Genomic DNA, 24,668 nt, shown 5'->3' on the forward strand with positions numbered 1-24,668 from the left:
GAAGAGGTACATGGGCATGGACCGCGGGACGGTCGGCAGTGCGAACCGGGGTCGGCTTCAGGTCGAGGCCCGGACCGAGGGACACAGCGAGGTCGTGACTCCGGTGGGTGAGCTCGATCACCACACCGCCGATCTGCTGCGGGAGCCCCTGGAGAGCGCGGTCGAGCAAGGGCGCTCACGCCTGGTGGTCGACTGCTCACGCCTCGACTTCTGCGACTCCACCGGGCTGAACGTGCTGCTCGGTGCCCGCCTCAAGGCGGAGGCGGTCGGAGGAGGGGTTCATCTGGCCGGAATGCAACCGGTCGTGGCGAGAGTCTTCGAGATCACCGGCGCCGAGGCGGTCTTCACCGTCCACGCCACCCTCGAAGACGCTCTCCGGACCTAGATCCGGTACGGTGCGCTCGCGCGTCGTCCCTGATGGCGGCCGTGCTACGCGATCGGCAGCCCGAAGTGGGTGTCGTAAGGGTGCGGCCGGGCAGGAGACCCCCGTCGGCATCCCGCAAAGATCCGGCAGACTCGGTAACTGATCATTTCTGTTCAATCGCGACATGGCGACATGGCGAATCGGTGAGGTGAAGCGCTGATGAGCACCACCCGGCAGCATCCGCCGGGCGACCTCGGCCGCGAGCCGGAAGGAGCGGGCGTAGCCTCGCCCGTTCCGGCCGAGCGGCAGTGGCGCACGCTCTCGCTCGGGCAGGCCAGCGGCATCGTTCCGATGGCCCGTGATTTCGCCCGGCAGGCCCTGCACGACTGGGGGTGGCTCCCGGCGTCCAGTGCGGACCGCCGGGCCGCGGCCGAGGACGTCCTGCTGGTCGTCTCCGAGCTCGTGACCAACGCCTGCCTGCACGCCGAGGGCCCCGAAGAGCTCCGGATCGGCCGTACGTCCAAGGCGCTGCGCGTCGAGGTCGTCGACCGGGGAGCCGGCCAGCCCGCCCCCCGTACGCCGCACCGCGCCGGCCGCCCCGGCGGACACGGCATGTTCATCGTGCAGCGCCTCTGCCTGGACTGGGGCGTGCAGCGTACGCCGGAGGCGCCGGGCAAGACCGTTTGGGCGGAGCTCGCCGCCCCCGCGTAGCCCGCAGTCATCCCGCACACCGAAGAGCGCGCCGATCCGGCGCGCTCTTTGTCTTCCCTCCATCAGGCCCCGGGCGTACCTTGAGCGCCCAATCTGATGTGTCGTCAGTAACCTGCGCCCGTACGGATCGTGGCGCGCGGCGACGTCCGGCATGAGGGGAACACGAGGTGTCGAACCAGAAGCGGACAGCTCTCGCGCTGACGGCGGCGCTCACGGTCGCGATGGCGGGCTCGGTGGTCCTGATGGCCGCGCCCGCCGCCCGCGCCGAGGTCGTGGACGTCAACTACCAGTGTGAGACGCCCATCGGGCCCAAGGGGGCCGTCTCGCCCATAGACATCAAGAGCGTCAAGAGCGGCAGCGGCTACAAGCTCACCATGTCCTTCCAGAAGGGCGTCTCCTCCAGCCCGGTCGAACTGGGCAAGGGAGCGATGAACCCGAGCGCCGTGATCGAGGTGGGCGGTGCGGAGACGGGGAAGGTCCAGGTCTCGGGACCGGCGAACGCCGAGGCGATTCCGGCCAACACCCCTATCAAGATCAGTGACTTGTCGGGGACGTACACCCCGAAGAAGAGCGGCAAGGTCACTTTCACCGCCGGGGTGCTCACCATCAAGGCGCTCGGTACGACCACGACCTGTACGCCGAAGAACAGTCCCGGGCCTTCGCTGGAACTCGATGTCGCAGGTGCCGATGGCTCGACGGGGGGCTCCACGGGCGGTTCGACGGGAGGCGGCTCGACCGGCACCGGAGGCAGTGGCTCCGGCGGCGGCGAACTGCCGAAGACCGGCCCGCTCGACTCGGCGGCCGCGCTCGGCACCCTCGGCGGGACCGTGCTGCTGACCGGGGCGGCCGGAGTGCTCTGGCTGACCCGGCGAGGGCAGCGCCCCACGGGCTGAACGCCTCGACCGTCAGCGTGAGGAAACCGCCCATGCCGCGCTCGACCCCGTACGAACGTCTGCCGTCGACCTGGTACGTACGCCTGCTCCTCGCCCTGGTTCTGGTGCTGCTCGTCGCCCCTCCGGCGGCGGCCCGCGAAGGTGCGGGCTGGACGGCCCGGCCCGCGGGGGCCGGGAGTGGCGGCCGGGACGCCCGGCCGTACGTCTACCTGGAGGGCGCCCCCGAGACGGTGCTCCAGGACCGGCTCTCGGTGACCAACCCGGCCCGCGCCCCGCTGACCGTACGGCTGCGGGGCGACGGCCGGGCCGGGCCGTGGCTCCGGTTCGCGGCGGACACGGTCACCGTGCCGGCCCGGACCCGCGCCGACGTGCCCTTCGCGCTGGCCCTGCCGGGCAACGCGACGCCGGGCGACCTCGCGGGGGAGATCGTGGCGTCGGCGGACGGGGGCGAGGAGAGGCGCGTACCGGTACGGGTGCGGGTCGGCGGCCCCACCCTGGCGGCGCTCACCGTGGAGGACGTCGAGGTGTCGGGCCGGACCATCCGGTACGCCCTGGTCAACCGGGGCAACACACCCCTGCGGCCGCGGCTGGCCGTGCGCGCGGACGGGGTGTTCGGCACGCTGCTGGACCGCCCGGCCCGGCCGCTGGACGTGGAGCTGGCCCCCGGCCGCCGGGTGGAGTGCACCGAACCCTGGCCGGACGCCCCGGCGTTGGACTCCGTCACCGTACGTCTGCGGGTCGCCGCGGAGGGCGGGGCGCGGGACGAGGCGACGGCCTCGGCGGCGTACGTCCCGGTGGGTCCGGCCGTCGGAGGCGGGCTCCTGCTGCTCGGCGTACTGGCGGTGCTCGGCACGGGCGTGTACCGGCGCCGCCCTCGCAGGGGGGCGCGAGAAGCCGAGGCGGACGACGAGCTGCAACCGGCCGAAGAAGCACGGCCCCTGGCGAAGGCGGGAGCGGAATCGTGAGGCAATACCCGGGCAGTGGAAGCCGTACAACGACAACTCTCGTGCTGCTTCTGTCCGTTCTCCTGGCGCTCGTAGCTCCGACCGCACAGGCTGCCGATGGCGACGCCCCCTCCGTCACCCTCTCCAAGAAGGAGGCGGGCAAGGGCGGTGAGATCACCGTCAAGGGCGGCGGCTGGCGCTCCGAGGCGTTGCTGATGCTCCTGATCTGCGGCCGGTCCACCCCGGAGCGGGGCGTGATCGGCGGCACCAACTCCTGCGCCAACGCCGACGGCCGGGCCGTCACCACCGACAAGAAGGGCGCCTTCAGCAAGAAGCTGCCGGTGGCCGAGCCGCCCGAGCCCTGCCCCTGCGTGGTGCACGTCGCCACGGTGACCGGCGAACAGGCCCTGGTCGACGCGGTGTTCACGGTGGCGGGCCACCCCACGGCCCCGCTGCCGCCCCCGGCCGACGAGGGAAGGCTCGCGGTGCTGGCCACCACCCGGCTGGAGGGCGAGAGTTCGCTGCTCACCTGGTTCGGCGCCCCGCCCGCCCGGCAGTTGGTCTTCACCGTCGGCAATCTGGGGTCCGCGCCCGTGGAGGACCCGGTCTTCGAGATCGGCACGGCGCACGGCGTCTACGCCCCGCAGTGGGAGGAACGCCAGTGGCGCGGCACGGTCGCGCCCGGCTCCAAGGCGCGGATCAAACTGCCGGTCGAACTCTCCGCCGGTGCGCACGGCGACTACCAGGTCTCCCTGCGGTACGGGACGAAGGTGCTGGCCGAACAGCCGTGGGGGGTGAGCCGCCCGTGGGGCGTCACGCTCTTCTGGGTGCTGCTCTGCCTGGTCGTCCCGGCCGCCGTCTTCCGTATCGGCATGGCCGTCGTGGACAAGGTCCGCCCCCGCCCCGCCGGCCTGGTGGCCCGCCACGCGCACCGCACGCGTACGCCCGCCGCCCAGGCTCCCCCCGCCCCGGCCGCGCTGCCGTGGTTCACCCAGGACTCCGCACCGCCCGACATCCGGCGTTCCGCACCGCCGGAGAACCGACCCCCACCCACGACGAAGGGACAAGCGTGGACACGCAACGGAGGATGAGCGCGGCCGGGATCGCGCTGATGCTCGGCGGCGCGGGCATCGTGCTGGCCGCGAGCCCGGCCCAGGCCGCCGAGGTCAGTTACGCGACGGAGTGCGTTCCGCCGCCGATCTCGGGACTGCCGCCGGTCCAGGGCACCACGAAGGTGCTGCTGACCGCCCCGGCCGAGGCGAAGGTCGGCGACGAGATCGAGGTCGTCTGGAAGACGGTCGACGCCGCGTCCAGGAACCCGGACGTGCTGGACCTGGGCAAGGACACGGTGAAGCCGACCGGCACCATCACGCTGGGCGGTGCGGCGAGCGGCGAGCTGAAGCTGGAGGGCCCCCGGCAGAACCCGCCCATCCCCAAGAACAGCCCCATGCTGCTGCCCGACATGAAGGCCAAGCTGAAGCTGGAGAAGGCCGGGGAGATCACGCTCACCCCGGGCGCGTACACGATCAACGTCTCGAAGCCGATCTCCACGGACACCAAGTGCGCGCCCAAGGAGACGGTTCAGCCGGGCGCCACGATCAAGGTGACGGAGGGGGGCTCCAGCACGGGCGGCACCACATCCGGAGGTACGGACTCCGGCGGTACGACGACGGGGGGCACGACCACCGGGGGCACCACGACCACCGGAGGCACCGACTCCGGCGGCACCACCGACGGCGGCGCGACCACCGGAGGCACGACTACCGGAGGCACCGACTCCGGCGGCAGCACCGGCGGCAGCGGAGGCGAGACCGACTTCCCCGGCAAGGAGGTCTCCGTCGCCTACGCCTGCAAGACCCCCATCGGCGACAAGAACGCCACCTCCCCGGTCCGGATCAGCGCCAAGAAGAACGGCGGTGCCTACGACCTCACCGTGAAGTTCAGCAAGTCCGTGATGGACAGCCCCATCGACATTCCGGCGGACCAGGTCAAGCCGTCCATGGAGGTCAAGCTCGGCGGGGCCGACCAGGGCACGGTCACGGTCGAGGGGCCGCTGAACAAGGAGGTCATCAAGACCGGCGCCCCGATCGAGATCCCGGACCTCACCGGCACGTACAAGCCCGGCGCGAGCGGCAAGTCCACGCTCAGCCCGGGCGTCCTGACGGTGATGGCCGCCGGTACGACGACGACCTGCACCCCGCCCGCCGATGTGACGGTCTCCCTGGAGCTGGACACCTCCGCCCAGCCGGGCGGCGCGTCCGGAGGGACGGGTTCCACGGGCTCCAGCGGCGGCACCACGACCGCGTCCGGCGGCGGTACGGACTCGGGCGGCGGCCTGGCGGCCACCGGCGCCGGGGGCGACGGCGCCCTGCGCGCGCTCGGCCTGGTCGCGGGTACGGCGATCCTGCTGGGCGGAGCGGTGTTCACGTTCACCCCGTGGCGGCGGCTGCGCTCCCCCCGCTGAGCCGCGACCGGGAGCCGGGCGTCGCCGGAAGAGACATGATCTTCCGGCGACGCCCCGGCATGCTCTGGGCTTGCTCAAATCGCCTGCCCCGCCTTGCCTGAGCAAGATCGGCAAGGATAGGTTCCTTGGGCGGTTCTTCGCAGGAGCGAAGGCAACCATCCGAGCGCGGCGCCCTTCGGCAGGCTTGACCACCTGTCTGGTGCCGCACACGTGGAAAAGGAACAACATGAAGGTGACCTGGGGGAAGAAGGCTGCGACGGGTGTGCTCGCGGGCCTTCTGATGGCGTCCGGATTGACGCTGGCCACCGCGGCCCCGGCTCAGGCGGCCGGGGCGAAGTACACCTGCAAGGCCACACCCAGCCTCTCGCTGGGGCGTCCGGTGTCGACTTCTTCGTGCAAGAAGTCCGCCAAGGGGAAGACCGTCAAGCAGCACCGTGCCGTGCTCCTCTGCGACGTCGTACGCGGCCGCGGTGCCGAGCACCCCGTCACGTGGACGGTGTTCGGCAAGTGGAAGAAGCCCGCGGAGAAGTCCTCGGTGAAGTGCGGCTTCGGCAGCTTCCTGCGGAGCGTCAAGGTCGAGACCAAGGCCAAGTAGCGGCGGCCGGCTGACTGCCGGCCGCACGGTGGCATACGGAAACCGTCGGCCGCACGGTGGCATACGGAATCCCTCGGCCGCACGGTGGCATACGGAACGGGTCCGCACGAACTTCTCGTGCGGACCCGTTCCTCGTACTCGGTACGTGCCGACCGGCAGCCGTCCCGCTGCTTGACCTGCTTGACCTACTTGACGCCGCCCATGAGCGCGCGGATCTTCCGCCCCGCCACCATGAACGCGAGGCCCGCGGCGACCGCCACGACGGCCTGGAGCGTGTAGTACGCGGCGTCGCCCAGCGGCGCGTTGAGCTTCGTGGTCCAGCCGTTCAGGGCGTTGCCCGTCGACGTGGCCAGGAACCACAGACCCATGATCTGGCCCACGAACATCTTCGGAGCCAGCTTCGTGGACAGCGACAGGCCGACCGGCGAGAGGCACATCTCACCCATGGTCTGCGCAAGGTAGACGGCGAGCAGCCAGAAGACGGTGACCTTGCCGGTCTCGCTGTTGGCCGCGGCGGCGCCCGCCAGGCCCATGATGCCGAAGGAGCCACCGATGAGGAGCATCGCCAGGGCGAACTTCATCGGGGTGCTGGGCTCACGGTTGCGCTTGGCCAGCTTGACCCAGAGCGCGGCGAAGATCGGGGCCAGGATGATGACCATCGCGGGGTTGACCGACTGGAGCCAGGAGGCCGGGAACTCCCAGCCGCCGACGAAGCGGTCCGTCTTGTTGTCGGCGAAGATCGTCAGCAGCGAGCCGGACTGGTCGTAGATCATCCAGAAGAGGACGGCCGTGATGAAGAACCACACGTACGCCTTGATCTTCGGCCGGTCCTCGGCGGTCAGCGCCGGGTCGCGGAAGATCGTGATGAAGTAGATGATCGGCACGACGACGCCCAGTACCGCCAGGACGTTGACGATGTGCTCGATGTTGTACGTACCCAGCGCGAGGTCGATGAGCAGCGCGGCGACCGCGAGGCCGGACCAGAGGCCCACCTTGCGCAGGACCTGCCGCCGCTCCTCCGGCGAAGCCGGCTTCGCGGGCAGCTTGCCGATGTCACCGAGGTGCTTGGCGCCGAGGACGTACTGGACGACCGCGAGGCTCATGCCGACACCGGCGACACCGAAGCCGAGGTGCCAGTTGACGTGCTCACCGAGGTAGCCGACGATCAGCGGCGCCGCGAGGCCACCGATGTTGATCGCCATGTAGAAGAGGGTGAAACCGGCGTCGCGGCGGGCGCTGGCCTGGCCCTCGTAGAGCTCGCCCACCATCGCCGAGATGTTCGGCTTCAGCAGACCCGTACCGACCGCGATCAGCGCGAGACCGAAGAAGAACGCGATGTCGCTCGGGAGCGCGAGGGTGAAGTGGCCGAGCGCGATGACGATGCCGCCGACCAGAACGGCCTTGCGGGCGCCCCAGAGGCGGTCGGCGACCCAGCCGCCGGGCATCGCGGCCATGTAGACGACAGCGTTGTACACACCGTAGATGGAGGCGGCCAGCGCCTCCTTGCCCTCCAGGGGGCCGTCGAGTACGGCGGCCACGAGGTACAGGGTGAGGATGGCCCGCATCCCGTACCAGGAGAAGCGTTCCCACATCTCCGTCATGAAGAGGGTGGCCATACCGCGGGGGTGGCCGAAGAAGGTCTTCTCGCCGGAATTCGGCGAGTCCTTCGTCAGGCTGGACGCCATGGTCGATCCTTGCTGGTCGGGACGCGCTCGCCTCGTGAGCGGTGCGCGCCCGGTGGGGGGTAGCCGGCACCGGCGCGGCCGCACCCCATCCCCACGCCTGAGGGGGACTCGCCCCGGGGCCGGGCTCCGGTCGGAGCGTTCGGCGGCGGGGCGGGGGAAGTACCGCGTCGGGATCCACACCCGGATCGCGTTCACACGCTCCGGGCCCGGCTCACAGGTCATTCACTCAAGTCGGGCCGGCGCGAACCGACCCGACACACAGAAGAGACCCTTGGCGCTCATGGCGGCCCAAAGGTCCTTCATCAGTGCAACAGGCGTCGGGACACCATACGACACGACACGGCGGCATATGGAAGGACTTGAGACATGGATCACAGGTAATAGTGGAACCAGGCTCCCATATTCAAAGGTCCATGTCTGGATTTCGACGCTGACCCGCAGGCGGCGTCGCGGGCCTCACTCCGGAGGTCCCACCCGGACTACCATCAGTCCATGACCCGTGTACTGCTCGCCGAGGACGACGCATCCATCTCGGAGCCACTGGCCCGCGCACTGCGTCGGGAGGGTTACGAGGTCGAAGTCCGCCAGGACGGCCCGACGGCGCTCGACGCCGGACTCCAGGGCGGCATCGACCTCGTGGTGCTCGATCTGGGGCTGCCCGGGATGGACGGCCTCGAAGTCGCCCGCCGCCTCCGCGCCGACGGCCACACCGTGCCGATCCTGGTGCTGACGGCCCGCGCCGACGAGGTCGACACGGTGGTCGGCCTGGACGCCGGCGCCGACGACTACGTCACCAAGCCCTTCCGCCTCGCCGAGCTCCTCGCCCGGGTCCGCGCCCTGCTCCGCCGCGGCGCCTCCGAGCCCGTCGTGCAGCCCTCCACCCACGGCGTCCGGATCGACGTCGAGTCGCACCGGGCCTGGATGGGCGAGGAGGAACTCCAGCTCACCGCCAAGGAGTTCGACCTGCTCCGGGTCCTGGTCCGGGACGCCGGCCGGGTCGTCACCCGTGACCAGCTCATGCGCGAGGTCTGGGACACCACCTGGTGGTCCTCCACCAAGACGCTCGACATGCACATCTCCTGGCTCCGCAAGAAGCTCGGCGACGACGCGGCCAATCCCCGCTACATCGCCACGGTCCGGGGCGTCGGCTTCCGGTTCGAGAAGAGCTGACGTACGAAACAGCCATGTACCTCGACGACGCACCCATGCACCTCGATGACGCAGGACGACGATGCGCCGCCGGCTGATCAACTCCACGCTCGCCGTGGTGCTCGTGGTCATCGCCGTCTTCGGCGTCTCCCTCGTCATCGTGGAGACGCGCACCATCAGCGCCAGCGCCCAGGAGAGCGTCGAATCCGAGGCGCTGCGGCTGATCAGCGTGGTCGACAGCCGGCTGCTGGGTGACGAGGTGATCAACTCCGGGGTGCTGTCCGAGCAGATCGACCCCAGCCGGTTCGCGCTGATCGAGATCCCGGGCCGGGCTCCCATCCCCGTCGGGGAGCGCCCCACCGGCAGCGTCCTGCGCGCCACCGAGACCGGTGAGCAGGGCGAGAAGGTCACCGTCGAGGAGTCCCGCTCGTCCGTCACCCGCGAGGTCGGGCGCACGCTCCTGATCATCGGCGCGGTGGCGCTGCTCGCGATCATCTCGGCCGTGCTCCTCGCCGTACGCCAGGCCAACCGGCTCGCCTCCCCGCTCACCGACCTCGCCGAGACCGCCGAACGCCTCGGCTCCGGCGACCCCCGCCCGCGCCACAAGCGGTACGGGGTGCCCGAGCTGGACCGGGTCGCCGACGTCCTGGACGCCTCCGCCGAGCGGATCGCCCGGATGCTGACCGCCGAACGCCGCCTCGCCGCCGACGCCTCGCACCAGTTGCGTACGCCGCTCACCGCGCTCTCCATGCGGATCGAGGAGATCTCGGTGACCGACGACCCGGAGACGGTGAAGGAGGAGGCGAACATCGCCCTGACCCAGGTCGAGCGCCTCACCGACGTCGTGGAGCGGCTGCTGACCAACTCCCGGGACCCGCGGACCGGCTCCGCCGTCGTCTTCGACCTGGACGAGGTCATCAAGCAGCAGATCGAGGAGTGGCGCCCCGCCTACCGCTCCACGGGCCGCGCGCTGGTCTGCTCGGGCAAGCACGGTCTGCGGGCGGTCGGCACCCCGGGCGCGGTCGCCCAGGTGCTGGCCGCGCTGATCGAGAACTCCCTGATGCACGGCGGCGGCACGGTCGCCCTGCGCACCCGCGTCACCGGCAACCAGGTCGTCATCGAGGTCACCGACGAGGGCCCCGGCGTCCCGGCCGAGCTGGGCGCGCGGATCTTCGAGCGGACGATCAGCGGCCGCAACTCCACCGGCATCGGCCTGGCCGTCGCCCGGGACCTCGCGGAGGCGGACGGCGGCCGCCTCGAACTGCTCCAGCAGCACCCGGCGGTCTTCGCGCTCTTCCTCAGCCGCATCCCGCTGGACCGCAAGGACCCGGAACGCCCGGTGCGCTGAGCACGTCAGGAGCCGGAGGGATCAGTTCCGTACGGGATCGGGCTCTACGGTCTCCGTCGACCGCCGCTGCTCCAGAAACCGCTCCGCAGGGCGTGCGGCCTCCTCGGCGGGGAGGGCCTTGTCGGGGAGGGTCTTGAAGACCCAGGTCCGGTAGGACCAGAAGCGGAAGAGGGTCGCGATCCCGATGCCGACGATCTTGAAGACGTTGCTCTGGACCGGGGTGTTCCAGTCGAAGCCGTACGTCGCCAGGTACAGCACCCCGGTCTCGATCACCGCGCCCACCGCGCTGAACAACAGGAACAGGGTCAGCTCACGGGTCCGGCCGGTCTTGTCACGGTCCCGGTAGGTCCAGTAGCGGTAGCCCACGTAGTTGAAGAGGACCGCGACGAACGTCGCCAAGAGGCTTGCCCGGACCACGGGGAGCTCCGTGGTGTGCCGGATCAGGTTGAAGGCCCCCATGTTGACCAGCAGGCCCATCGCGCCGACCACGCCGAACTTGGCGACCTCCCGGGCCAGCAGATCAAGCCGGGTCCGCAGTGCGCCCCGTTCGCTCATGGTGATCGCTCAGTCCGTCCGTTCGGGGGCGTCGACGGTTCCGTCAACTCCGCCATGCTAACCAGCCCTCCGGTGTGACGCCCCGGTGATGGTCACGCGCCCGCCGGTGACGGCACCCGGACGGCGTCCCGGGCGCCCCGGCGCGCCCGATACCCTGGGGGCGTGACGTTCCCGGTAGTCGGCATGGTCGGCGGCGGTCAGCTCGCCCGTATGACCCACGAGGCGGGTATCCCCCTCGGCCTGAAATTCAAGCTCCTCAGTGACACGCCCCAGGACTCGGCGGCCCAGGTGGTCAGCGAGGTCGTCATCGGCGACTATCGCGACCTGGACACGCTGCGCGCCTTCGCGCAGGGCTGCGACGTGATCACCTTCGACCACGAGCACGTGCCCACCGAGCACCTGCGGGCCCTGGAGGCGGACGGCATCCCCGTCCGCCCCGGCCCCGATGCCCTGGTGCACGCGCAGGACAAGGGGGTGATGCGCGCCAAGCTCGCGGAGATCGGCGCGCCCTGCCCCCGTAACCGCATCGTGAGTGACCCGGCCGACGCCGCCGCGTTCGCCGGGGAGGTCGGGGGCTTCCCCGTCATCCTCAAGACCGTGCGCGGCGGGTACGACGGCAAGGGCGTGTGGGTGGTCCGCTCCGAGGCGGACGCGGCCGATCCGTTCCGCGCCGGGGTCCCGGTCCTCGCGGAGGAGAAGGTCGACTTCGTACGGGAGCTGGCGGCCAACATCGTCCGCTCGCCGCACGGCCAGGCCGTCGCCTACCCGGTCGTGGAGTCCATCCAGGTCGACGGTGTCTGCGACACGGTGATCGCCCCCGCCCCCGACCTGTCCGAGCAGCTGGCCGGCGAGGCCCAGCAGCTCGCGCTCCGCATCGCCGCCGAGCTCGGTGTCGTCGGCCACCTGGCCGTGGAGCTGTTCGAGACGCGTGACGGACGCATCCTGGTCAACGAGCTGGCGATGCGCCCGCACAACTCGGGCCACTGGACGCAGGACGGCGCGATCACCTCCCAGTTCGCCAACCACGTGCGGGCGGTCCTCGACCTCCCCCTCGGCGACCCGCGCCCGCGCGCCCCCTGGACGGTCATGTGCAACGTCCTGGGCGGCGACTACCCGGACATGTACCAGGCGTACCTGCACTGCATGGCCCGCGATCCGCAGCTCAAGATCCACATGTACGGCAAGGACGTGAAGCCCGGACGCAAGGTCGGCCACGTCAACACCTACGGCGACGACCTGGCGGACGTGCGGGAGCGCGCCCGGCACGCGGCCGACTACCTGCGAGGAACGATCACCGAATGACTACCCCCTCCGCATCGGCCGCACCCGTGATCGGCATCGTCATGGGCTCGGACTCCGACTGGCCCGTCATGGAGGCGGCGGCCAAGGCGCTCGACGAGTTCGAGATCCCGTACGAGGTCGACGTCGTCTCCGCCCACCGCATGCCGCGCGAGATGATCGCGTACGGCGAGGACGCGGCGGGTCGTGGCCTGAAGGCGATCATCGCGGGCGCGGGCGGGGCGGCCCACCTCCCCGGCATGCTGGCCTCGGTCACCCCGCTGCCGGTCATCGGCGTTCCGGTGCCGCTGAAGTACCTGGACGGCATGGACAGCCTGCTCTCCATCGTCCAGATGCCCGCGGGCGTCCCCGTCGCCACCGTCTCGGTCGGCGGCGCGCGCAACGCCGGCCTGCTGGCCGCCCGGATCCTCGCCGCGAGCGATCCCGCGCTCCAGGAGCGGATGCAGGAGTTCCTGTCCGAGCTGAACGCCCAGGCCACCGAGAAGGGCAAGCGCCTGCGCTCCAAGGTCCAGGGCTCGGACTCCTTCGGCTTCGGAAAGTAGGGGCGGCTTTCATGGACCATCTCGCCCGCGCCCACGAGCTCCTCGCCGCCCACCCGGTCGTCGACGGCCACAACGACCTCCCCTGGGCCCTGCGCGAGCAGGTCGGCTACGACCTGGACGCCCGGGACATCGCCGCCGACCAGCGCGGCCTGCTCCACACCGACCTGGCCCGGCTGCGGGCCGGCGGGGTCGGCGGCCAGTTCTGGTCCGTGTACGTGCGCACCGACCTGACCGGCGACGCGGCGGTCAGCGCCACGCTGGAGCAGATCGACATCGTCGCCGAGCTGATCGCCCGCTACCCGACCCACCTGCGGCGCGCGCTCACCGCCGACGACCTGGAGAAGGCCCGCGCCGAGGGCCGTATCGCCTCCCTGATGGGCGCCGAGGGCGGCCACTCCATCAACAACTCGCTGGGCACCCTGCGCGCCCTGTACGAGCTGGGCGTCCGCTACCTGACGCTCACCCACAACGACAACATCGACTGGGCCGACAGCGCCACCGACCTGCGGCGCCTCGGCGGCCTCTCCGCCTTCGGCCACGAGGTCGTGCGCGAGATGAACCGCATCGGCATGCTGGTCGACCTCAGCCACGTGGCGGACGGCGTCATGCGTGACGCGATCGCCACCAGCACCGCGCCGGTGATCTTCTCGCACTCCTCGGCCCGGGCCGTCTGCGACCACCCGCGCAACATCCCGGACGACGTGCTGGCGGCGCTCCCGGCCAACGGCGGGATCGCGATGGCGACCTTCGTCCCGAAGTTCGTGCTGCCCGCCGCCGTCGCCTGGACCCAGGCCGCCGACCGCAACATGCGCGAACACGGCCTGCACCACCTGGACACCACCCCGCAGGCGATGCGCATCCACGAGGACTTCGAGGCGGCCCACCCCCGCCCGCAGGCCACCGTGGCGACCATCGCCGACCACCTCGACCACATGCGCGAGGTCGCGGGCGTCGACCACATCGGCATCGGCGGCGACTACGACGGCACGGCGTTCACGCCGTACGGCCTGGAGGACGTCTCCGGCTACCCGAACCTGATCGCCGAGCTGCTCCGCCGTAACTGGTCCGAGGGCGAGCTCGCCAAGCTGACCTGGCAGAACGCCGTACGGGTGCTGCGCGACGCGGAAGCCGTGGCCCGCGACGAGCAGGCCACGCGCGGCCCGTCCCACGCGACGATCACGGAGCTGGACGGGCGGCGGATCCGCTAGCGGCCGGCGGCGAACGGTCCCCCCGGGCCGAAGGCGAGCGCCGCGAAGCGCTCGCCCATGCGGCGGTGGGCGGCGGGGCCCGGGTGGAGCCGGTCGGGCAGCGGCAGCTCGGCGGAGTCGGCCTCGCCGTACAGGGCGAGGCCGTCCAGGTAGGACAGCGCCGGATCCCCGCCCGCCCGCTCCTCGACGATCCGGGCGAGCTCCTCCCGTACGACGCGCAGGTTCAGCTTCCCGAGGGCCGCCTCCGAGGGGTCGCCCAACGCCACGAACTCCACCTGCCCGTCGCTGACGTCCGGTGCGGCGGGTCCGGGGGTGGTCTCCTGGGCCGGGCAGAGGATGGGCGAGACGACCAGCAGGGGCGTGGTCGGGTGCCCCTCGCGGATGGTGTCGAGGAACCCGTGCACGGCCGGCCCGAAGGCGCGCAGCCGCATCAGGTCGCGGTTCACGACGTTGATGCCGATCTTGACGCTGATCAGGTCGGCCGGGGTGTCCCGCAGGGCGCGCGCGGTGAACGGATCGAGGAGCGCGCTGCCGCCCAGGCTCAGGTTGACCAGCTCCACGCCTCCTGCCGCCGCGGCCAGGGCGGGCCAGGCGGTGGCGGAGCTGTCGGCGGCGGAGCCCTGGCTGATCGAACTGCCGTGGTGCAGCCAGACCCGCCGCCCGCCCGGCTCCACCGTTGCGACGGGAGCGTCGGTGCGCAGGGCGATCAGCTCGGTGATCTCGGTGTACGGCAGCCAGATCTCGACGGTCTTCTCCCGCCCGGGCAGCCCGTCGAACCGGACGGTGCCGACCTGCCCCGGAAACGTCTCCTGAGAGCCGTCGCTCAGATCCACCATCAGCACATCACCCCCGCTCGCCGTGGCCCGCCCGGCCGGCTCCCCGTCGATGTGGAGGTCGTAGGCGCCGTCCGGGCGGGGGGAGACACCCCGGTAGGCCACGATCGTGCGCAGGACGTCCAGCTCGACGGCGGTGGCCCGGGTGCGGAACACCAGCCGTACGCCGGAGGGCTGGGCCTCCGCCTGGGCCACCTGCTCGTCACCCCCGAACTGCGCCCGGGCGCGGGCGGGCAGCCGGTGCGGGAGGAGGCCGTCGCGCGCGGTGCGCTCCAGGTCGAGCGCGCCGCGCACGAGGGCGGGGGTGAGGGGGGTGGCGGTCAGGCCGGGGGAGTCGTCCATGCTTTCCAGCCTGTCCACCGAGGCGCGATCCAGCAGGCGCGGAAAGAGTTATCAGGCGCGGAGACCGTCAGCAGGCGCAGAGACAGAACGGGTGCCCGGCCGGATCGGCGTACACCCGGAAGGACCTCTTCCGGTCCTCCGTGTCCAGCGGCCGGGCCCCCAGCGCCAGCACCTCCCGCTCCGCAGCATCCAGATCCTCCACGGTCAGGTCCAGGTGGAACTGCATGGAGCTGTCGGGCCGGGGCCACTGCGGCGGTACGAAACCGGGCGCGGCCTGGAACGCGAGCGGCGTGCCCGGGGCGTCCACGAGGTCGACCCAGCGGCTGTCGTCGTCCTTGATGGTGCCGCCGATGACGGCGGCGTAGAAGCGGGCGAGCGCGAGGGGGTCGGGGCAGTCCAGTACGACGGCGCCGAGTGTGGCGATGGGCATGACGCATACCTCCCGGTGGATACCGCCCTGTTGCGGTACGGGGAGACGCTTACCCCGTACCGCCGCCGGGAGTGCGGCCATTCAGGCGTTCAGGCGTTCAGGCGTTCAGGCGGCCGGCTCAGGCCTTCGGCCGCCCCATCGCCCGGTACGTCCACCCGGCCTCGCGCCACACCGCACTGTCCAGCGCGTTCCGCCCGTCCAGGATGATCCGCCGGGACACCGCCTCGCCCAGCTCCGCCGGGTCCAGCTCGCGGAACTCGCGCCACTCCGTCAGGTGCAGCACCACGTCCGCGCCGCGCACGGCCTCCAGCGCGGAGTCGGCGTAACCGAGCGTCGGGAACAGGCGGCGTGCGTTCTCCATCCCCTTCGGGTCGAAGACGGTCACCTGGCCGCCCTGGAGGTGGATCTGCCCGGCGACGTTGAGCGCGGGGGAGTCGCGTACGTCGTCGGAGTCCGGCTTGAACGCGGCGCCCAGCACGCCCACCCGCGTACCGAGGAACGAACCGCCGCCCACGGCCTCCCGGGCCAGCTCGACCATGTGGCCGCGGCGGCGCATGTTGATGGAGTCGACCTCGCGGAGGAAGGTGAGGGCCTGGTCGGCGCCCAGCTCACCGGCGCGCGCCATGAAGGCCCGGATGTCCTTGGGCAGACAGCCGCCGCCGAAGCCGATCCCGGCCCGCAGGAACTTCTTCCCGATGCGCTCGTCGTGCCCGATGGCCTCGGCGAGCTTCACGACGTCGCCGTCGGCGGCCTCGCAGACCTCGGCCATGGCGTTGATGAAGGAGATCTTGGTGGCGAGGAAGGAGTTGGCGGAGGTCTTCACCAGCTCGGCGGTAGGAAAGTCCGTAACGACGAACGGGGACCCCTCCGCCACCGGCCCGGCGTACACCTCACGGAGCAGCTTCTCGGCCCGCTCGCTCTCCACGCCGACGACGATCCGGTCGGGGTGCAGGGTGTCGTTGACGGCGAAGCCCTCGCGCAGGAACTCCGGGTTCCAGGCCAGCTCGGCGCCGTCGCCTGCCGGGGCCAGCTCCACGAGGCGGGCGGCGAGGCGGGCGGCGGAGCCGACGGGGACGGTGGACTTGCCGACGACCAGGGCGGGCCGGGTGAGGTGCGGGGCGAGCGCGTCGAAGGCGCTGTCCACATAACTCATGTCACAGGCGTACTCGCCGTGCTTCTGCGGAGTGTTCACACAGACGAAGTGGACGTCGCCGAACTCCCCGACCTCCTCCCAGGAGGTGGTGAAGCGCAGCCGACCGGTCGACCCTTCGATACCGGCCACATGCCGCTGAAGCATCTCCTCCAACCCCGGCTCGTACATCGGCACGCGCCCGGTGGAGAGCAGTTCGATCTTCTCCGGTACGACGTCGAGCCCGAGGACCTCGAACCCCAGCTCGGCCATGGCGGCGGCATGGGTGGCGCCGAGATAGCCGGTGCCGATCACAGTGATCCTGAGGGCCATGGGTGCTCCTGGGAGGTACGGACGGACGTGCGATCCGAGCATAGTCGCGACGGGTGACCCCACCCTTCCCCACCCGATCCGCCGCATACCTCCCGTTCTGCCCGACCCCTGTCACGAAGCTCACGTGGCACTCACGTATGCCGTGCCGGGGCTTCCGCACTAAAATTGAGTTACTTAACGGTAGTTAGCATCTGGGGAGTGAGCGTCTTGGCGGGTTCGACCGATTTCGACCTGTACCGTCCGGCCGAGGAGCACGACATGCTCCGCGAGACCATCCGTGCGCTCGCCGAGACGAAGATCGCCCCCTTCGCCGCCGCGGTCGACGAGGAGAGCCGCTTCCCGCAGGAGGCGCTGGACGCCCTGGTCGCCTCGGACCTGCACGCCGTCCACGTCCCGGAGGAGTACGGCGGGGCCGGCGCCGACGCGCTCGCCACGGTCATCGTGATCGAGGAGGTGGCCCGCGCCTGCGCCTCCTCCTCCCTGATCCCGGCAGTGAACAAGCTCGGCTCGCTCCCGGTGATCCTCTCCGGCTCCGAGGAGCTGAAGGCCAAGTACCTGGGCCCGCTCGCCAAGGGCGACGCGATGTTCTCGTACGCGCTCTCCGAGCCGGACGCGGGCTCGGACGCGGCGGGCATGAAGACCAAGGCCGTCCGCGACGGGGACTTCTGGGTCCTCAACGGGGTGAAGCGCTGGATCACCAACGCGGGCGTCTCCGAGTACTACACGGTCATGGCGGTCACCGACCCCACCAAGCGCTCCAAGGGCATCTCGGCGTTCGTCGTCGAGAAGTCCGACGAGGGTGTCTCCTTCGGCGCCCCGGAGAAGAAGCTCGGCATCAAGGGCTCCCCGACCCGCGAGGTCTACCTCGACAACGTCCGTATCCCCGCCGACCGCATGATCGGCGAGGAGGGCACGGGCTTCGCCACCGCGATGAAGACCCTGGACCACACCCGCATCACCATCGCGGCCCAGGCCCTCGGTATCGCCCAGGGCGCGCTGGACTACGCCAAGGGGTACGTCCAGGAGCGCAAGCAGTTCGGCAAGCCGATCGCGGACTTCCAGGGCATCCAGTTCATGCTCGCCGACATGGCGATGAAGCTGGAGGCGGCCCGCCAGCTCACCTACTCCGCCGCCGCCAAGTCCGAGCGCGTCGACGGCGACCTGACCTTCTTCGGCGCGGCGGCGAAGTGCTTCGCCTCCGACGTCGCCATGGAGGTCACCACGGACGCGGTCCAGCTCCTCGGCGGCTACGGCTACACGCGCGACTACCCGGTCGAGCGCATGATGCGCGACGCCAAGATCACCCAGATCTACGAGGGCACCAACCAGGTCCAGCGCATCGTCATGGCACGCAACCTGCCGTAACGGCTTTCGCTGTCTCTGCGGCCCCCGGCACCGCGCCGGGGGCCGCAGCGCGTTCCGGGCGGGCGGTCCGCATGAGGTGACCGGCGCTTAGGTGTACTGGTGGTACACCCCACTGGTGTGTACTGTTGGTTCATGCCGCTTCCCCGCTTTCACCGCCTGGCCTACGACCGGCAGAGGCACATCCTCGACGTGGCGCGCGGGCACTTCGCCCGGCACGGTCCCGACGCCGCCTCGTACAACAAGATCATCGAGTCTGCGGGCGTCTCCAAGACGGCCTCCTACCAGTACTTCGACGGGAAGGACGACCTTCTCGCCACGGTGCTCGACGAGGTCCGCGACCACCTGCTCGCCGCGCTCGGTCCCTGGGAGCCCGCGGAATCCTGCTCGGAGTTCCGGGCCCGCCTGGACGGTGGATCCCGTGCGCTCCTCGCGCACCTGCACGAGCACCCCGAAGACCTCGCCCTGGCCGATCTCGCGATCGGCCGCACCGGCGAGGCGCAGTGGCTCGGCTGGTTCGAGGACGTGGTGGACAACGGGCAGGCACTCGGCCTCATCCGCACCGACCTCGACCGGTCCCTCCTCGTGGCCACGACCGCGGCGGTGATGCGGGCGGCCGACACCTGGACCCTGGCCCGGTTGCGCTCCGGCGACGGGCAGGACACCGCACAGATCGCCGGCCAGGTGGGGGCGCTGCTCGCGGGCCTGTGGAACGGCGGGAGCGACGAGGGGCGGGCCGGGGATGCGCACTGACCTGAAGGTCGACTGGCGGATACCGCCTTCAGCGCCGGGCTGGACGGGGCGGCTGGAGCGGTTCATGGGGCCGGGCAGGACGCGGGCGGAGTCGGCCGTCGAGGCCGGGGGAGGCGTCGCCGTGGCCCTGGTCCTGGCTGCTTTCCTGTGGCGGGTGGACTCCCGCCCCGACTGGTCGGCGCTCCAGTGGACCGTGGTCGCGGTCGTCGGTCTCGACCTGATCGGCGGGGTGCTGACCAACGCGTCCAACGCCGCCAAGCGCTGGTACCACCGGCAGAACCCCCGGGGCAGGCGCTCCCGGCTGGCCTTCATCGGCGTGCACACTCTGCACCTGGCGGCGATCGGTCTGGTCGTACTGAACGGGGACTGGCTCTGGACCCTGGGCAACGCGGCCGCGCTGCTGGTGGGAGCGGTCCTGGTCGAGTTCGCCCCGGTGGCGCTCACGCGACCGGTGGCGATGGCGTGCTACATGGCGGCCGTGCTGCTGAACCTAGGCTGGCTGGAGGTGTCGGCCGCGCTCGCCTGGTTCGCCCCGCTCTTCTTCCTCAAGCTGCTGGTGTGCCACCTGGTGGTCGAAGCGCCCCTGGAAGCGGCCCGCGCCGGCCGCCGCTGACGCGCCGCCCTCTGCGGCAGCCGGGGCGCCGCGCGTCAGCGCACGACATCGAAGACGTTCTTCTGGATGCCGTTCGCGTACGCCTCGTACTCGACCAGCTTCAGCTTCTGGGTGTCCTTGTCGCTCGCGCTGAACAGGCGCTTTCCCGCGCCGAGCAGGAGTGGGAAGACGAGCAGGTGGTAGCGGTCGATCAGGCCGGCGTCCGACAGGCTGTGGTTCAGGCCGATGCTGCCGTGGATGATGATCGGCCCGCCCTCGGTCTCCTTGAGGGCGGCGACCTCGTCGGCCGACCGCAGGATCGTGGTGTCGCCCCAGTCGGAGACCAGGTCGTCCTCCTTGAGCGTGGTGGAGACGACGTACTTCGGCATCACCTTGTACTGGCCGAACTCGTCCATCGCCGGCCACACCGGGCTGAACGCCTCGTAGCTGGCCCGGCCCATCATCAGCGCGCCGGCCTCCTCCTGCTCCCGGCCCTTGATCTCGTATGCCTCCGGGAGGAACTCCATGTCCTTGAAGGTCCACCCCGAGTTCCGGTAGCCGGGCTCGCCGCCCGGGGCTTCCATGACGCCGTCGAGGGAGACGAAGGCGGTGCTGATCAGAGTGCGCATCGGGGCTCCTGGATTTCTCGTACATGCGGGCACTTCGCGGCGGGCGGGCGGCCTGTGTGGGCACCAACTCTTACGGATGTTCTGACCGCGTACCCCGCCGAAACTCATCGGTCCCGCCAGGCCCATCCATCCGGACCCACGGCCGGTACCCTCCCACCTCATGACCGAACTCGACAGGCTCACCGCCCTCTTCCGCGCCCTGGGAGCGGACGACGACGCGCCGGACTGGGCGGAATCCGAGGCCGAGGAGGGACTGCCGCAGCTCGCCCGCTACCTGTTCCTGCGGACGGTGTGGCAGGACGTCGACGCCTGGGGTACGGAGGCGCCCCGGTGGGTGGCCGCCTACCGCAGCGACGGCGTGGCCGCCGGGGCCGTCGACCGCGCCCTCGCCGCCGGGCTCACCCCCGAGGACCTCGGCGAGCTGGCCCGCGAGGTGGCCCGGGAGACCGCGTTCGGGGTGCTGTACGCCCTGGCCGACCCGGCGGACGGCTCGCTGCCCGCCGAGATCGAGGCCCAGCTGCCGGGCTGGCGCCTGGCGGAGCTGGACCCGGCGGGAGAGCCGACGGGCCGTCACCTCGACGCGCTGCACGAGGACTTCGCCAGCCTCGAACCGAAGGGGATCGTGCCGTGACCACTCCCTTCGACGACGCCGAGCGGCGCATCTGGTCCGGCCGGGCCGAGGTCTACGCCCGCACCTACGCCCGCCTCTGCGCCCACCCCGTCGAAGCCCTCCTCGACGCCGCCGGGGTCGGGCCGGGCGCGCGGGTCCTCGACGTGGGCTGCGGCAGCGGAACGGTGAGCGTGGCGGCGTTCGCGCGGGGAGCGGACGTGTACGCGGCCGACGCCGAACCGGGCATGGCGGAGGCAACCCGCAGGGCGGTGCCGGGCGTCGAGGTGCGAATGGCCCGCCTTCCCGAACTCCCTTACACAAGCACCCACTTCGATGCCGTACTGGCCAACTTCGTCCTCAACCACGTGGGCCGCCGCTCGCCGCCCTGACCGAACTCCGCCGGATCACCCGCCCCGGCGGCCGGGTCGCGGTCACCATCTGGCGGGCGCCGGCAGCCCCGGGCCAGACCTTGATCGGCCGAGCCGCCCAGTCCGCCGGCCTCACTCGCCCCGCCTGGCTCCCCGCACTCGACCCGGACGACGACTTCCCTCGTACGCCGGAAGGGCTCGCGGCCCTGCTCGCCGCGGCCGGATTCCTGGAGGCGAAGTGCTCCGAGGTGGCTTGGGACCACGAAACCGGCGCCGAGGAGTGGTGGGCCGGGGCCGAGCAGGGAATCGGTGCGATCGGCCAGGTCCTCAACAGCCGGGGGCCGGAGAGGATGGCGGAGGCGCGGCGTGCGTACGACGGACTCAGCGCCGAATTCCGTACGCGCAGCGGCCAGTTGGTGCTGCCGCACGTCGCGCTGCTGGCGGCGGGAACGGCCTAGTACCGCAGCGGTCGTGGTTGTTGTTCGTTGGCCGGCCTTGAACCGAAGGAGGTCGGGATGCGACCGCGCCGGGCCCAGTCGATCGTCGGGCTGCGGCGTTCGACGAGCGTGACGTCGCGCCACCGGCCGTGGTGGCGGCCGATGCGCTCGCGGGTGCCGAGGACGCGGAACCCGGCCTTGCGATGCAGGGCGAGGCTGGCTGTGTTCTCGGGGAAGATGCCGGATTGCACCGTCCAGATTCCGGCGGCGTCGGTGGAGGCCAGCAGCGCCGTCAGCAGGGTGAGCCCTACCCCTCGGCCGCGGGCTCCGGGGCCGACGTAGACGGAGTGTTCGACGACTCCGGCGTACGCGCAACGGTCGGAGACCGGAACCACCGCGGCCCAGCCCAGGACACGGTCCTCGTCGACGGCGACCAGACGGTGCTCGGGCAGCTTGGCCGCGTCGAACCCCTCCCAGTCCGGGGCGGTCGTCTCGAAGGTGGCGTTGCCCTCGTCGATGCCGAACCGGTAGATCGCCAGAACCTGTTCGGCGTGTTCGGGCCGCATCGCCGTGATGCGTACGTCCGTCGGCCGTGCCCCGGTCATGCCGCCTCGATGCCGAGTTCGGCGAGCAGGCCGCGTACGCGCCCCTCGATCTCGTCCCGGATCGGCCAAACCGCTTCGACGCCCTGCCCGGCGGGGTCATCGAGCTTCCAGTCGAGGTACCTCTTGCCGGGGAGGACGGGGCAGGTGTCGCCGCAGCCCATGGTGATCACCACGTCGGACGCCCGCACCGCCTCCACGGTCAGCACCTTCGGCGTCTCGGCGGACAGGTCGATGCCCGCCTCCGCCATGGCCTGTACGGCGGCCGGGTTCACGGCGTCGGCAGGTGCGGACCCGGCGGAGCGGACCTCGACCCGGCCCTCGGAGAGATGGGTGAGGAACGCCGCGGCCATCTGCGAGCGGCCGGCGTTGTGGACGCAGACGAACAGTACGGACGGCTGCTTGGACTCAGACATGGGCGGAACCTTCCGGGGCGACGGCACGTGCGGCCGCCGGTGCGGGCTGCGGGAAGAAGCGGCGTGCGGCCAGGGCGACGTGGACCAGGCCGATCAGGACCGGCACCTCGATCAGGGGGCCGACGACTCCGGCGAGGGCCTGGCCGGAGGTGGCGCCGAAGGTGGCGATGGCCACGGCGATGGCGAGTTCGAAGTTGTTGCCCGTGGCGGTGAAGGCGAGCGTCGTCGCCTTCGGGTACTCCAGCCCGACCGCGCGGCCGACCGCCATGGACCCGGCCCACATCAGCGCGAAGTACACCAGCAGGGGCAGCGCGATCCGTACGACGTCCAGGGGCTTCGCCGTGATGGCGTCGCCCTGGAGCGCGAACAGGACGACGATGGTGAACAGCAGCCCGTACAGCGCGAACGGCCCGATGCGCGGGATCAGCTTCGTCTCGTACCAGGTGCGCCCCTTGGCCCTCTCGCCCAGGCGGCGGGTGAGGAACCCGGCGAGCAGCGGGATGCCGAGGAAGATCAGGACGGATCGGGCGATCTCCCACACCGACACATCGAGGGCGGTCTGTTCGAGGCCGAGCCGGCCGGGCAGCGCGGTCAGGTAGAACCAGCCCAGCGCGGCGAACGCGATCACCTGGAACACGGAGTTCAGCGCGACGAGGACGGTGGCGGCCTCGCGGTCGCCGCACGCGAGGTCGTTCCAGATGATGACCATGGCGATGCAGCGGGCGAGGCCGACGATGATCAGGCCGGTGCGGTACTCGGGAAGGTCCGGCAGGAAGACCCAGGCGAGGGCGAACATCAGGGCCGGGCCGATGATCCAGTTCAGGACCAGGGACGGGATGAGCAGGCGGCGGTCACGGGTGACGCTGTCGAGGCGGTCGTAGCGGACCTTCGCCAGCACCGGGTACATCATCACGAGCAGGCCGAGCGCGATCGGCAACGAGACGTCGGTGACGGTGACCTTCGCGAGCGCGCCTCCCAGGCCCGGCACGAGTCGGCCCAGACCGAGGCCGGTGGCCATCGCGATCAGGATCCATACGGCGAGGAAGCGGTCCAGGAACGACAGCCGACCGGCCGCCGGACCTGCGGGCGCCGCCCCGGTGACGCCTTCGGCACTCACGAGGCGGCGCCGGCGGCCCCGGTCCCGGCTTCGGGAACCGGCCGCCCGGCGGGACGGGTGAGGATCGCGGCCAGGCGGTCGGTCATCTGCGGCAGCAGCCGGGGTAGTACACCCAGGTCCCGCGCCGCTCGGAGCCGATCAGACCGGCCTGCATCAGCAGCTTGAGGTGGCGGGAGATGGTCGGCTGCGACAGGTCGAAGGCCGGGGTGAGGTCGCAGACGCAGATCTCGCCGCCCGCGCGGGAGGCGATCATCGACAGCAGCCGCAGCCGCACGGGGTCGCCCAGGGCCTTGAACACCTTGGCCCGATCGGTCGCCTGGCCCTCGTCCAGCGGGGCGGTCAGCAGGGTGGGGCAGCATCCCTCCACGCCGTCCTGGCCGAGCACTGCCAGTTCCTGTTTCGACATGCTTCTATGTTGACGATTTTCGATCCAGCGCGCAAGATTGTATCGACAGGCATCAATGCAGCCCGATCAGGGAGACCGTCATGTCCCGTGCTCAGCTCGCGCTCAACGTCGCCGACCTCGAAGCCTCGGTCGCCTTCTACTCCAAGCTGTTCGGCGTCGAACCCACCAAGCGGCGCCCCGGCTACGCGAACTTCGCGATCACCACCCCGCCGCTCAAGCTCGTCCTCGTCGAGGGAGAGCCGGGCCAGGAGACCCGCCTGGACCACCTCGGCGTCGAGGTCGACTCCACCGACGAGGTGGCCGCCGCCACGGCCCGGCTCAAGGACGCGGGCCTCGCGACGTTCGAGGAGAACGACACCTCCTGCTGCTACGCGCTCCAGGACAAGGTGTGGGTCCACGGCCCCGGCAAGGAGCCGTGGGAGGTCTACGTGGTCAAGGCGGACGCCGACCGGATGGGCAAGTCCGCCGCCCTGGAGGGCGAGGGCTGCTGCGCCGGGACCGGAGAGGCCGACGGGGTGGCGTCGTAGGGCGTTGGCAGCCGCCGGCCCGCCG

General features: G+C 71.2%; 26 protein-coding genes and 2 pseudogenes. 18 read left to right on the forward strand and 10 right to left on the reverse strand.

Translation table 11 applies throughout. The features are described from left to right. The first annotated feature begins 16 nt into the window (after positions 1-16). The 7 genes from IF17_RS0122580 (at position 17) to IF17_RS0122610 (ending at position 5,971) form a co-directional block, all read left to right on the forward strand. Positions 17-385 carry an STAS domain-containing protein gene (locus IF17_RS0122580; RefSeq protein ID WP_030568729.1) on the forward strand — a complete coding sequence of 123 codons (369 nt, stop codon included), beginning with the start codon at positions 17-19 and terminating at the stop codon, positions 383-385. 198 nt (positions 386-583) lie between these two features. Further along, on the forward strand, positions 584-1,075 hold the full coding sequence (locus IF17_RS0122585) for an ATP-binding protein (RefSeq protein ID WP_030568732.1): 492 nt from the start codon (positions 584-586) through the stop codon (positions 1,073-1,075). Positions 1,076-1,242: 167 nt separating this feature from the next. Then, entirely contained in the window at positions 1,243-1,968 is a 726-nt protein-coding gene (locus IF17_RS0122590; RefSeq protein ID WP_030568734.1) for a hypothetical protein, read from the forward strand. 32 nt (positions 1,969-2,000) lie between these two features. Next, entirely contained in the window at positions 2,001-2,933 is a 933-nt protein-coding gene (locus IF17_RS0122595; RefSeq protein ID WP_030568736.1) for a hypothetical protein, read from the forward strand. After that, positions 2,930-4,003 carry a hypothetical protein gene (locus tag IF17_RS0122600; protein ID WP_106980222.1) on the forward strand — a complete coding sequence of 358 codons (1,074 nt, stop codon included), beginning with the start codon at positions 2,930-2,932 and terminating at the stop codon, positions 4,001-4,003. The genes IF17_RS0122595 and IF17_RS0122600 overlap by 4 nt, the downstream gene beginning before the upstream one ends. After that, positions 4,000-5,376, forward strand: a complete 1,377-nt coding sequence (locus IF17_RS0122605; RefSeq protein WP_030568739.1) for a hypothetical protein — start codon at positions 4,000-4,002, stop codon at positions 5,374-5,376. The genes IF17_RS0122600 and IF17_RS0122605 overlap by 4 nt, the downstream gene beginning before the upstream one ends. 226 nt (positions 5,377-5,602) lie before the next feature. Continuing rightward, positions 5,603-5,971, forward strand: coding sequence for a hypothetical protein (locus tag IF17_RS0122610; RefSeq protein WP_030568741.1), 369 nt, complete (start codon positions 5,603-5,605; stop codon positions 5,969-5,971). Between the two features lie 185 nt (positions 5,972-6,156). On the opposite strand, the gene IF17_RS0122615 is transcribed toward IF17_RS0122610, so the two are convergent. Next, on the reverse strand, positions 6,157-7,656 hold the full coding sequence (locus IF17_RS0122615; RefSeq protein ID WP_030568742.1) for a peptide MFS transporter: 1,500 nt from the start codon (positions 7,654-7,656) through the stop codon (positions 6,157-6,159). 492 nt (positions 7,657-8,148) lie between these two features. Between IF17_RS0122615 and IF17_RS0122620 the strand changes: the two genes are divergently transcribed. After that, positions 8,149-8,826 carry a response regulator transcription factor gene (locus IF17_RS0122620; protein ID WP_018515577.1) on the forward strand — a complete coding sequence of 226 codons (678 nt, stop codon included), beginning with the start codon at positions 8,149-8,151 and terminating at the stop codon, positions 8,824-8,826. A 61-nt stretch (positions 8,827-8,887) separates the two neighbouring features. Then, positions 8,888-10,153: an ATP-binding protein gene (locus IF17_RS0122625; protein WP_030568743.1), complete on the forward strand. Its 1,266-nt coding sequence runs from the start codon at positions 8,888-8,890 to the stop codon at positions 10,151-10,153. Between the two features lie 21 nt (positions 10,154-10,174). Here IF17_RS0122625 and IF17_RS0122630 read toward each other — a convergent pair whose 3' ends face one another. Next, the gene (locus IF17_RS0122630; RefSeq protein WP_030568744.1) at positions 10,175-10,708 is read right to left on the reverse strand and encodes a GtrA family protein; all 534 of its coding nucleotides are present in this window, start codon (positions 10,706-10,708) and stop codon (positions 10,175-10,177) included. A gap of 162 nt (positions 10,709-10,870) precedes the next feature. Here IF17_RS0122630 and IF17_RS0122635 point away from each other — a divergent pair, with 162 nt between their 5' ends. The 3 genes from IF17_RS0122635 to IF17_RS0122645 are packed head-to-tail and all read left to right on the forward strand — an operon-like array spanning position 10,871 to position 13,757. Continuing rightward, a complete protein-coding gene (locus tag IF17_RS0122635) occupies positions 10,871-12,010 on the forward strand; it encodes a 5-(carboxyamino)imidazole ribonucleotide synthase (protein ID WP_078615996.1) in 1,140 nt (379 codons plus the stop codon). After that, positions 12,007-12,549 (forward strand): 5-(carboxyamino)imidazole ribonucleotide mutase, encoded by a 543-nt coding sequence (gene purE / locus IF17_RS0122640; RefSeq protein ID WP_030568746.1) that lies wholly within the window; start codon positions 12,007-12,009, stop codon positions 12,547-12,549. The genes IF17_RS0122635 and purE overlap by 4 nt, the downstream gene beginning before the upstream one ends. An 11-nt stretch (positions 12,550-12,560) precedes the next feature. Next, positions 12,561-13,757: a dipeptidase gene (locus IF17_RS0122645; protein WP_030568747.1), complete on the forward strand. Its 1,197-nt coding sequence runs from the start codon at positions 12,561-12,563 to the stop codon at positions 13,755-13,757. On the opposite strand, the gene IF17_RS0122650 is transcribed toward IF17_RS0122645, so the two are convergent. The 3 genes from IF17_RS0122650 to IF17_RS0122660 form a co-directional block, all read right to left on the reverse strand. Next, entirely contained in the window at positions 13,754-14,932 is a 1,179-nt protein-coding gene (locus IF17_RS0122650; protein WP_030568749.1) for a GDSL-type esterase/lipase family protein, read from the reverse strand. The genes IF17_RS0122645 and IF17_RS0122650 overlap by 4 nt on opposite strands. 67 nt (positions 14,933-14,999) lie before the next feature. Beyond that, the gene (locus tag IF17_RS0122655) at positions 15,000-15,362 is read right to left on the reverse strand and encodes a VOC family protein (protein WP_030568750.1); all 363 of its coding nucleotides are present in this window, start codon (positions 15,360-15,362) and stop codon (positions 15,000-15,002) included. A gap of 118 nt (positions 15,363-15,480) precedes the next feature. Continuing rightward, positions 15,481-16,824 carry a UDP-glucose dehydrogenase family protein gene (locus IF17_RS0122660; RefSeq protein WP_030568752.1) on the reverse strand — a complete coding sequence of 448 codons (1,344 nt, stop codon included), beginning with the start codon at positions 16,822-16,824 and terminating at the stop codon, positions 15,481-15,483. Positions 16,825-17,031: 207 nt separating this feature from the next. On the opposite strand from IF17_RS0122660, the gene IF17_RS0122665 reads away from it, so the two are divergent. From IF17_RS0122665 to IF17_RS0122675, 3 genes are all read left to right on the forward strand, one after another. Further along, positions 17,032-18,189 carry an acyl-CoA dehydrogenase gene (locus IF17_RS0122665; protein ID WP_030568754.1) on the forward strand — a complete coding sequence of 386 codons (1,158 nt, stop codon included), beginning with the start codon at positions 17,032-17,034 and terminating at the stop codon, positions 18,187-18,189. 132 nt (positions 18,190-18,321) lie between these two features. After that, complete coding sequence (locus tag IF17_RS0122670) at positions 18,322-18,939, forward strand: TetR/AcrR family transcriptional regulator (RefSeq protein ID WP_078615998.1); 618 nt, start codon at positions 18,322-18,324, stop codon at positions 18,937-18,939. Further along, positions 18,929-19,552, forward strand: coding sequence for a hypothetical protein (locus IF17_RS0122675; protein WP_030568759.1), 624 nt, complete (start codon positions 18,929-18,931; stop codon positions 19,550-19,552). The genes IF17_RS0122670 and IF17_RS0122675 overlap by 11 nt, the downstream gene beginning before the upstream one ends. 35 nt (positions 19,553-19,587) lie before the next feature. On the opposite strand, the gene IF17_RS0122680 is transcribed toward IF17_RS0122675, so the two are convergent. Next, positions 19,588-20,160, reverse strand: a complete 573-nt coding sequence (locus IF17_RS0122680) for a dihydrofolate reductase family protein (RefSeq protein WP_030568761.1) — start codon at positions 20,158-20,160, stop codon at positions 19,588-19,590. 160 nt (positions 20,161-20,320) lie between these two features. Here IF17_RS0122680 and IF17_RS0122685 point away from each other — a divergent pair, with 160 nt between their 5' ends. Beyond that, positions 20,321-20,791: a hypothetical protein gene (locus IF17_RS0122685; RefSeq protein WP_030568763.1), complete on the forward strand. Its 471-nt coding sequence runs from the start codon at positions 20,321-20,323 to the stop codon at positions 20,789-20,791. Further along, a pseudogene (locus IF17_RS01000000136635) lies at positions 20,788-21,596 on the forward strand (class I SAM-dependent methyltransferase). Before IF17_RS0122685 ends, IF17_RS01000000136635 begins: the two are co-directional and overlap by 4 nt. On the opposite strand, the gene IF17_RS0122695 reads toward IF17_RS01000000136635, so the two are convergent. The 4 genes and pseudogenes from IF17_RS0122695 to IF17_RS01000000136640 all read right to left on the reverse strand — a co-directional run bounded on the left by IF17_RS0122695 (position 21,593) and on the right by IF17_RS01000000136640 (position 24,116). Further along, on the reverse strand, positions 21,593-22,180 hold the full coding sequence (locus IF17_RS0122695) for a GNAT family N-acetyltransferase (protein ID WP_078616000.1): 588 nt from the start codon (positions 22,178-22,180) through the stop codon (positions 21,593-21,595). The pseudogene IF17_RS01000000136635 and the gene IF17_RS0122695 overlap by 4 nt on opposite strands. Further along, positions 22,177-22,593 (reverse strand): arsenate reductase ArsC, encoded by a 417-nt coding sequence (locus IF17_RS0122700; protein ID WP_030568767.1) that lies wholly within the window; start codon positions 22,591-22,593, stop codon positions 22,177-22,179. The genes IF17_RS0122695 and IF17_RS0122700 overlap by 4 nt, the downstream gene beginning before the upstream one ends. Beyond that, positions 22,586-23,710, reverse strand: a complete 1,125-nt coding sequence (arsB, locus tag IF17_RS0122705) for an ACR3 family arsenite efflux transporter (RefSeq protein WP_030568769.1) — start codon at positions 23,708-23,710, stop codon at positions 22,586-22,588. Before arsB ends, IF17_RS0122700 begins: the two co-directional genes overlap by 8 nt. Beyond that, positions 23,707-24,116 (reverse strand): annotated as a pseudogene (locus tag IF17_RS01000000136640) (ArsR/SmtB family transcription factor). Before IF17_RS01000000136640 ends, arsB begins: the two are co-directional and overlap by 4 nt. An 80-nt stretch (positions 24,117-24,196) precedes the next feature. Here IF17_RS01000000136640 and IF17_RS0122715 point away from each other — a divergent pair. Further along, positions 24,197-24,643 (forward strand): ArsI/CadI family heavy metal resistance metalloenzyme, encoded by a 447-nt coding sequence (locus tag IF17_RS0122715; RefSeq protein ID WP_030568771.1) that lies wholly within the window; start codon positions 24,197-24,199, stop codon positions 24,641-24,643. Positions 24,644-24,668 lie beyond the last annotated feature (25 nt).

The sequence above is a fragment of the Streptomyces cyaneofuscatus genome, assembly GCF_000718135.1.
In the GTDB taxonomy this organism is placed as follows: Bacteria; Actinomycetota; Actinomycetes; order Streptomycetales; family Streptomycetaceae; genus Streptomyces; species Streptomyces cyaneofuscatus.